The organism is Streptomyces sp. NPDC048606 (assembly GCF_040650855.1).
Taxonomy (GTDB): domain Bacteria; phylum Actinomycetota; class Actinomycetes; order Streptomycetales; family Streptomycetaceae; genus Streptomyces.
Genome location: NZ_JBEZIB010000012.1, coordinates 221418 through 228714, shown reverse-complemented (window position 1 = coordinate 228714; position 7297 = coordinate 221418). Strand labels below are relative to the sequence as shown.

At 73.3% G+C, this 7297-nt stretch carries 7 protein-coding genes; 5 read left to right on the top strand and 2 right to left on the bottom strand.

Features of this window, described 5'->3' with window-relative positions:
• Positions 1-134: 134 nt before the first annotated feature.
• Both AB0D01_RS16245 and AB0D01_RS16240 read right to left on the bottom strand, forming a co-directional pair.
• A complete protein-coding gene (locus AB0D01_RS16245) occupies positions 135-1163 on the bottom strand; it encodes an acyl-CoA dehydrogenase family protein (protein WP_363055801.1) in 1029 nt (342 codons plus the stop codon).
• Positions 1163-2317 (bottom strand): acyl-CoA dehydrogenase family protein, encoded by a 1155-nt coding sequence (locus tag AB0D01_RS16240; protein ID WP_363055800.1) that lies wholly within the window; start codon positions 2315-2317, stop codon positions 1163-1165. The genes AB0D01_RS16245 and AB0D01_RS16240 overlap by 1 nt, the downstream gene beginning before the upstream one ends.
• An 85-nt stretch (positions 2318-2402) precedes the next feature.
• On the opposite strand from AB0D01_RS16240, the gene AB0D01_RS16235 reads away from it, so the two are divergent.
• From AB0D01_RS16235 to AB0D01_RS16215, 5 genes are all read left to right on the top strand, one after another.
• A complete protein-coding gene (locus AB0D01_RS16235; RefSeq protein WP_363055799.1) occupies positions 2403-3185 on the top strand; it encodes an SDR family oxidoreductase in 783 nt (260 codons plus the stop codon).
• A 15-nt stretch (positions 3186-3200) separates the two neighbouring features.
• Positions 3201-3815: a TetR/AcrR family transcriptional regulator gene (locus AB0D01_RS16230; RefSeq protein ID WP_363055798.1), complete on the top strand. Its 615-nt coding sequence runs from the start codon at positions 3201-3203 to the stop codon at positions 3813-3815.
• A gap of 40 nt (positions 3816-3855) precedes the next feature.
• Entirely contained in the window at positions 3856-5013 is a 1158-nt protein-coding gene (locus AB0D01_RS16225; protein ID WP_363055797.1) for an acetyl-CoA C-acetyltransferase, read from the top strand.
• A gap of 209 nt (positions 5014-5222) precedes the next feature.
• Positions 5223-5426, top strand: a complete 204-nt coding sequence (locus tag AB0D01_RS16220; protein ID WP_125816912.1) for a cold-shock protein — start codon at positions 5223-5225, stop codon at positions 5424-5426.
• 103 nt (positions 5427-5529) lie between these two features.
• Positions 5530-7209 carry a DEAD/DEAH box helicase gene (locus AB0D01_RS16215; RefSeq protein WP_363055796.1) on the top strand — a complete coding sequence of 560 codons (1680 nt, stop codon included), beginning with the start codon at positions 5530-5532 and terminating at the stop codon, positions 7207-7209.
• Positions 7210-7297: the final 88 nt, after the last annotated feature.

The following is a 7297-nucleotide window of genomic DNA, read 5'->3' as shown; positions in this document are numbered from 1 at the left end:
CTTTGGCGTTCCGGGACGGGGCGGTCGGTCAAGGGTGGCCGAAGGCCATCGCGAAGCGACGCGAACGAAGTGAGCGCCCTTGAGGGACCGACCCGTCCCGGAAGGACAGTGGACTGGCGGGAAACCCCCGACACTCACCCGACCCCGCCCCAGGGGACACCGCCCCCCACCCCCGACCGCAGGACCTCCGCCCGGCATGCGGTCGGGGTGCCCCACGCGTCGCGCAGGGGGCGGGCCTTGCGCAGCCAGAGGGACAGGTCCAGTTCCTCCGTGTAGCCGACCGCGCCGTGCAGTTGCAGGGCCGTCAGCGCGGCCGCGTACGCCGCCTCGCCCGCGGTGAGCTTCGCCGCCGCCACCTCGCCCGGGCGCGGCGACAGGGCCGCCGCCCACAGCAGGGGCCGTGCGAACTCCAGGGCCAGCAGGGTGTCCGCCAGGCGGTGCTTGACCGCCTGGAAGGCGCCGATCGGGGTGCCGAACTGGGTGCGCTGCTTCGTGTACTCCACCGTCCGGGCGAGCAGTGCCTCGCCCACGCCCAGGCACTGCGCCGCCGTCAGCAGCCGCGCCCAGCACAGGGCCGTCTCCGCCGCCCGCGTGACGTCCGGTCCCGCCGCGAGGAGTTCCCCGCCCCCGGGGTCGAGGGTCGACAGGCGTCGGGCCGGGTCGAGGGAGGCCAGAGGGGTGCCGGCCCCGTCCGCGAGGCGCAGTTCCCCCCGGGCCGACACCGTGAAGCGGTACGTCGCCGCGTCCGCGTCGAGGGCGTACGGGGACCCGCCCGGCAGGGTCAGCGTCGCGGACGCCTCCCCGGCCACCAGGGCGGGCAGGTACCGCTTGGCGCAGCCGGTGTCCCCGAGTCCCGCGAGCAGGACGCAGGCGGCGGCGGTCTCCACCGCCGGCCCCGCGAACCCGGCCCGCCCCAGTTCCACGAAGCCGAGGGCCGCCTCCACCGGGAGCGGGCCCAGCCCGCCGAGTTCCCCGTACGGTCCGTCCTCGGGTACGGCGAGGGCCCACAGGCCGGTGTCGGCGAGCCGGGCCCACAGGGCGCGTCCGGGGGCGTGGTCGCCGGCGGCCCAGGCCCGTACCGTCGTCGGGACCTCGGCAGCGCCCAGCAGGGAGCGCAGGGTGCGGGTGAAGTCCGTCTGTTCGGGGGTCGGCAGGAAGCGCATCAGCGGCGGCCCTTCGGGAGGCCGAGCAGGCGCTCGGCGATGATGTCGCGCTGGATCTCGTTGGTGCCGGCGTAGATCGGTCCGGCGAGGGAGAACAGCCAGGGTTCGGCCCACGGGCCGTCCGCGAGCTCGGCGTCCGGGCCCAGCAGGTCGAGGGCCGTCTCGTGCAGGGCGATGTCGTACCGGGACCAGAACACCTTGTTCAGGCTGGATTCGGCGCCGATGGTCTCGCCGGCCGCGAAGCGGGAGGCGTTGGCCCAGGTGAACAGCTGGTAGGCGCGGGCGCCGATCATCGCGTCGGCGACGCCGGCGCCGGTCGCGGTGTCGCGTGAGTCGCAGGGGTCGCCCTGGGCCCGCCACAGGCGTACGAGGCGTTCGGCGGAGGCGAGGAACCGTCCGGGGGAGCGCAGGGTGAGGCCGCGTTCGTTGCCGGTGGTCGACATGGCGATCCGCCAGCCCTGGCCGGGCTCGCCGATGACGTCCTCGTCGGGGACGAAGACGCGGTCGAGGAAGAGTTCGGCGAAGGCGGGCTTGCCGTCGAGGCGGCCGATGGGTCGTACGGTCACCCCGGGCGCGCGCAGGTCGAACATCAGGTAGGTCAGGCCCTGGTGGGGTTGGGGGGCGTCGGGGTCGGTGCGGAAGATCCCGAAGGCGCGGTCGGCGAAGGCGGCGCGGGAGGACCAGGTCTTCTGGCCGGTCAGCAGCCAGCCGCCGTCGGTGCGCCGTGCGCGCGAGCGCAGCGAGGCGAGGTCGGAGCCGGCTTCGGGTTCGGACCAGGCCTGGGCCCAGACGACGTCGCCGCCGGCCATGGGGGGCAGGACGCGGGCCCGTTGTTCGGCGCTGGCGTGGTCGAAGAGGGTGGGGGCGAGGAGGTTGATGCCGTTCTGGGAGACCCGGCCGGGCGCTCCCGCCCGCCAGTACTCCTCCTCGAAGACGAGCCACCGTTCGAGGTCCGCGCCCCGGCCGCCGTACTCCGTCGGCCAGGAGACCACCGACCAGCGGTCGGCGTGCAGGCGCGCCTCCCATTCCCGGTGTGCGGCGAAGCCCTCGCGGGTCTCCAGGGAGGGGAGGGGGTCGGTGGGGACGTGGGTGCGGAGCCAGTCGCGCGCCTCGGCCCGGAAGGCCTCGACCTGCGGGGAGTGGGTGAGGTCCATCAGTGGTCCCGCCTCTTCCGTGACGCTTCCCTAACAAGTGTTTGGTAGGTTAACGTACGCCCACGAGCAGCGTCGAGGAGTGCGTATGAACGAGCCCCGCCCCGTGGCCGGCCACCGCCTGCTGGAGGACCGCACCGCCGTCATCACCGCCGCCGCCGGCGCCGGCATCGGCGGGGCCACCGCACGCCGCTTCCTGGAGGAGGGCGCCCGCGTCCTGATCGGCGACTCCCACGCCCGCCGCCTCAAGGAGACCGAGGCCGCGCTCGCCGAGCGGTTCGGCGCCGACCGCGTCGCCTCCCTGCCCTGCGACGTCACCGACGAGGACCAGGTGCGGGCCCTGTTCGCCCGCGCCGAGGAACTCCACGGCCGCCTCGACGTCGTCGTCAACAACGCCGGCCTCGGCGGCACCGCCGACCTCGTCGACATGACCGACGAACAGTGGGGACGCGTCCTCGACGTCACCCTGGGCGGCACCTTCCGCTGCACCCGCGCCGCGCTCCGCTCGCTCAAGGCCTCGGGGAGCGGCGGGGTCCTCGTCAACAACGCCTCCGTCGTCGGCTGGCGCGCCCAGACCGGCCAGGCCCACTACGCCGCCGCCAAGGCGGGGGTCATGGCCCTGACCCGCTGCGCGGCGCTGGAGGCCGCCGAGTTCGGCGTACGCGTCAACGCGGTCGCCCCCAGCCTGGCCATGCACCCGCACCTGGCGAAGGTCACCAGTGAGGAACTCCTCGCCGACCTCACCGCCCGCGAGGCCTTCGGCCGCCACGCCGAGCCCTGGGAGGTCGCCAACGTGATCGTCTTCCTGGCCTCGGGCTACTCGTCGTACATGACGGGCGAGACCGTCTCGGTCAGCAGCCAACGCGCCTAGGACCACAATGGGCGCGTGCCAACGAACAAGAAGCCGCAGGTGACCGCGGCCCCCGAGCGCCGGCGGGAACTCCTCGACACCGCCGCCGAGGTCTTCGCCGCCCAGGGCTACGACGCCACCACCGTCCGCAAGATCGCCGACGCCGCCGGCATGCTCGCCGGCAGCCTCTACTACCACTTCGATTCCAAGGAATCGATGCTCGACGAGATCCTCTCGGCGTTCCTGAACGAGCTGTGGGCGGGGTACGACACCGTCCTCGCCGCCGGCCTCGGCCCCCGGGAGACCATCGAGGCCCTCGTCACCGAGTCCTTCCGGGAGATCGACCGGCACCGCGCCGCCGTCGCGATCTACCAGAAGGAGGCGCGCACCCTCTCCTCCCAGCCCCGCTTCCACTACCTCTCCGACTCGCAGCAGAAGTTCGAGAAGGCCTGGCTCGGGACCCTGGAGCGGGGGGTCGCCGCCCACGTCTTCCGCGCCGACCTCGACATCCGGCTCACCTACCGCTTCGTGCGCGACACGGTGTGGGTCGCGGCGTCCTGGTACCGGCCCGGCGGACACCACAGCCCCGAGGAGATCGCCCGCCAGTACCTGTCGATGGTCCTGGACGGGATCGCCGTACGCGCCACCTGAGCCGTACGCGCCACCTGACCAGCGAAGGAGTGGAGTCCCGATGCCCGAGGCCTACATAGTCGACGCGGTGCGCACCCCCGTGGGGCGGCGCGGCGGCGGCCTGTCCGCCGTCCACCCCGCCGACCTGGGAGCGCACGTACTGAAGGCGCTGGTGGAGCGGACCGGGATCGACCCGGCCGCCGTCGAGGACGTGGTCTTCGGCTGCCTCGACACCGTCGGGCCGCAGGCCGGGGACATCGCGCGCACCGCGTGGCTGGCGGCGGGCCTGCCCGAGGAGGTCCCGGGCGTCACCGTGGACCGCCAGTGCGGCTCCTCCCAGCAGGCCGTGCACTTCGCGGCGCAGGGCGTCCTCTCCGGCACCCAGGACCTGGTCGTCGCGGGCGGCACCCAGAACATGTCGATGATCCCGATCGCCTTCGCCTCCCGCCAGGCCGCCGAACCCCTCGGCCTCACCGAGGGCCCCTACGCCGGCTCGACGGGCTGGCGGGCCCGGTACGGCGACGCCCCCGTCAACCAGTTCCACGGCGCGCAGCTCATCGCCGAGAAGTGGGGCATCTCCCGGGAGGACATGGAGCGCTTCGCGCTGCGCTCCCACCGGCGGGCCGCGCGCGCCCTGGACGAGGGCCGCTTCGACCGCGAGACCGTCGCCTACGGGGACGTCCGCCTCGACGAGGGGCCCCGCCGGGACACCACCCTGGAGAAGATGGCCGCCCTGAGGCCGGTCGTCGAGGGCGGCACCATCACGGCGGCCGTCTCCTCCCAGGTCTCGGACGGGGCCGCGGCGATGCTGCTGGCCTCCGAGCGGGCCGTCGCCGAGCACGGGCTGACCCCGCGCGCCCGGATCCACCACCTGTCGGTGCGCGGCGAGGACCCGATCCGCATGCTGTCGGCGCCGATCCCCGCCACCGCCCACGCCCTGAAGAAGACCGGTCTGGCCCTGTCCGACATCGACCTGGTCGAGATCAACGAGGCCTTCGCCCCGGTGGTCCTGGCCTGGCTGAAGGAGACCGGGGCGGACCCGGACCGGGTGAACGTCAACGGCGGCGCCATCGCCCTGGGGCACCCGCTGGGCGCGACGGGCGTGAAGCTGATGACCACCCTCCTGCACGAGCTGGAACGCACCGGGGGCCGCTACGGCCTCCAGACCATGTGCGAGGGCGGCGGCCAGGCCAACGTCACGATCATCGAGCGGCTCTGACCCCGCCGGCGCCGCCCTCGACCCGGGCCCGTGACACGGTCGCGGGTCGAGGGCAGCGCCGCCGGGCCGAGGTGTGCTAGCTTTGGAGCGTTGCAGTTGTGGTACCCATGAACTTTATGTGCGCCTGACGGGAATGCTCCGACAGGCGCTTTAATTGTTTTTACCGGAATCTCCGGATGGGGCCCTTGCCGCCTATTCAGGAGATTCAAATGGCTAACGGTACCGTGAAGTGGTTCAACTCGGAAAAGGGCTTCGGCTTCATCGAGCAGGACGGTGGCGGCCCGGACGTCTTCGCCCACTACTCGAACATCGCCACCTCTGGCTTCCGTGAGCTGACCGAGGGTCAGCGCGTGACCTTCGACGTCACCCAGGGCCAGAAGGGCCCCCAGGCGGAGAACATCCTCCCCGCCTAATTTCTTCAGCATGCCGGGGTCCGCACCGCGAGGTGCGGGCCCCGGCTTGTCTGCTGTCTCGACCGTAGTTCGCACTTGCCGGTTTCAGGAGGGCTTTTTCCGCATGACCAGCTCCAGCTCCGCACGACCCAGCCGCCGCCCCACCCGGGGTCGAGGTGCGGCCCAGGGGCGTCCGAAGGCTGGCGCGGGACGGCAGAAGTCCGCCCCCGTTGCCCGGCCCCAAGAATTCACCATGCCCGAACCGCTGACCCCGGCCCTCCCGCCGGTGGCCGCGTTCGAGGACATGGACATGCCCGAGGCGCTGCTGAAGACCCTCGCCGCCCAGGGCGTGACCGAACCCTTCCCCATCCAGGCCGCCACGCTGCCGAACTCCCTCGCCGGCCGTGACCTCCTCGGCCGCGGCCGCACCGGCTCCGGCAAGACGCTGGCCTTCGGCCTGGCGCTGCTCGCCCGCACCGCCGGCCTGCGCGCGCAGCCCAAGGCGCCGCTCGCGATGGTCCTCGTACCGACCCGTGAGCTCGCGCAGCAGGTCACCGACTCCCTGGCCCCGTACGCCACGGCCGTCAACCTGCGCATCGCCACCGTCGTCGGCGGCATGTCCATCAACCGGCAGTCGGGCGCGCTGCGCCGCGGCGCCGAGGTGCTCGTCGCCACCCCCGGTCGCCTCAAGGACCTCATCGACCGCGGTGACGCGGACCTCTCGCAGGTCGCCATCACCGTCCTCGACGAGGCCGACCAGATGACCGACATGGGCTTCATGCCGCAGGTCACCGCCCTGCTCAAGCAGGTCGCGCCGGGCGGCCAGACCATGCTCTTCTCGGCGACCCTCGACAAGAACATCGACAAGCTCGTCAAGATGTTCCTCACCGACCCGGTCGCCTTCTCCGTCGACCCGTCCGCCGGCGCGGTCAGCACGATGGAGCACCACGTCCTGTACGTCATGGACGAGACCGACAAGAAGGCCGTCGCCACGCGCATAGCCGCCCGTGACGGCCGGGTGATCATGTTCGTGGACACCAAGCGCGGGGTCGACCGCCTGGTCAAGAAGCTCCTCGCCGACGGCGTGCGCGCCTCCGGCCTGCACGGCGGACGCTCGCAGCCGCAGCGCAACCGCACCCTGGACTGGTTCAAGACGGGCGAGGTGACCGCGCTGATCGCCACGAACGTCGCCGCGCGCGGCATCCACATCGACGACCTCGACCTCGTCGTCAACATCGACCCGCCCACCGACCACAAGGACTACCTGCACCGCGGCGGCCGTACCGCCCGTGCCGGCGAGTCCGGCAGCGTGGTCACCCTGGTGCTGCCCGACCAGAAGCGGGACATGACCCGTCTGATGTCGGACGCCGGGATCACCCCGCGCACCGCGCAGATCAAGTCCTCCGACGAGGAACTGGCCCGCCTCACCGGCGCCAAGGAGCCCTCGGGCATCCCCGTGGTGCTGGAGGTGCCGCAGGCCACCCCGCCGAAGCCGCGCTCCGGCTCCGGTTCCGGGTCCTCGCGCCGCCGCTCCGGTGGTCCCCGTACCGGCTCCGCCACGGGCTCCGCCCCGGCGGGCGGCGGTCGCTCCCGCCGCTCCGGTTCCGCCGCCGGCGGGTCCGGTCAGGGCGCGGGCTCCCAGGGCCAGGCCCGTCGCGGCCAGGGCGGCCAGGGCGGTTCCGCCGCCGGCTCCGCGGGCCAGGGCCGGCGCACCACCGGCGGCACCACCGGGGGCGGCGCCGCCGCGGCCTCGGCGCGCAGCCGGGTCGGCTCGGGCGGCCAGGGCCGTCGCAGGGCGGTCTGACCCCTCGGGGCGGAAATCGTGAAGGGAAGGGCCGGGTCGCGCGTCACGCGCGGCCCGGCCCTTCGCCGTTGCGGGACCCGGCGACCGG

Bases quoted from the DNA above. Each gene is read 5' to 3' on its own strand.
- AB0D01_RS16245 (WP_363055801.1), bottom strand. From the start codon at position 1,163: ATGCGCTTCCTGCCGACCCCCGAACAGACGGACTTCACCCGCACCCTG.
- AB0D01_RS16240 (WP_363055800.1), bottom strand. From the start codon at position 2,317: ATGGACCTCACCCACTCCCCGCAGGTCGAGGCCTTCCGGGCCGAGGCG.
- AB0D01_RS16235 (WP_363055799.1), top strand. From the start codon at position 2,403: ATGAACGAGCCCCGCCCCGTGGCCGGCCACCGCCTGCTGGAGGACCGC.
- AB0D01_RS16225 (WP_363055797.1), top strand. From the start codon at position 3,856: ATGCCCGAGGCCTACATAGTCGACGCGGTGCGCACCCCCGTGGGGCGG.
- AB0D01_RS16220 (WP_125816912.1), top strand. From the start codon at position 5,223: ATGGCTAACGGTACCGTGAAGTGGTTCAACTCGGAAAAGGGCTTCGGC.
- AB0D01_RS16215 (WP_363055796.1), top strand. From the start codon at position 5,530: ATGACCAGCTCCAGCTCCGCACGACCCAGCCGCCGCCCCACCCGGGGT.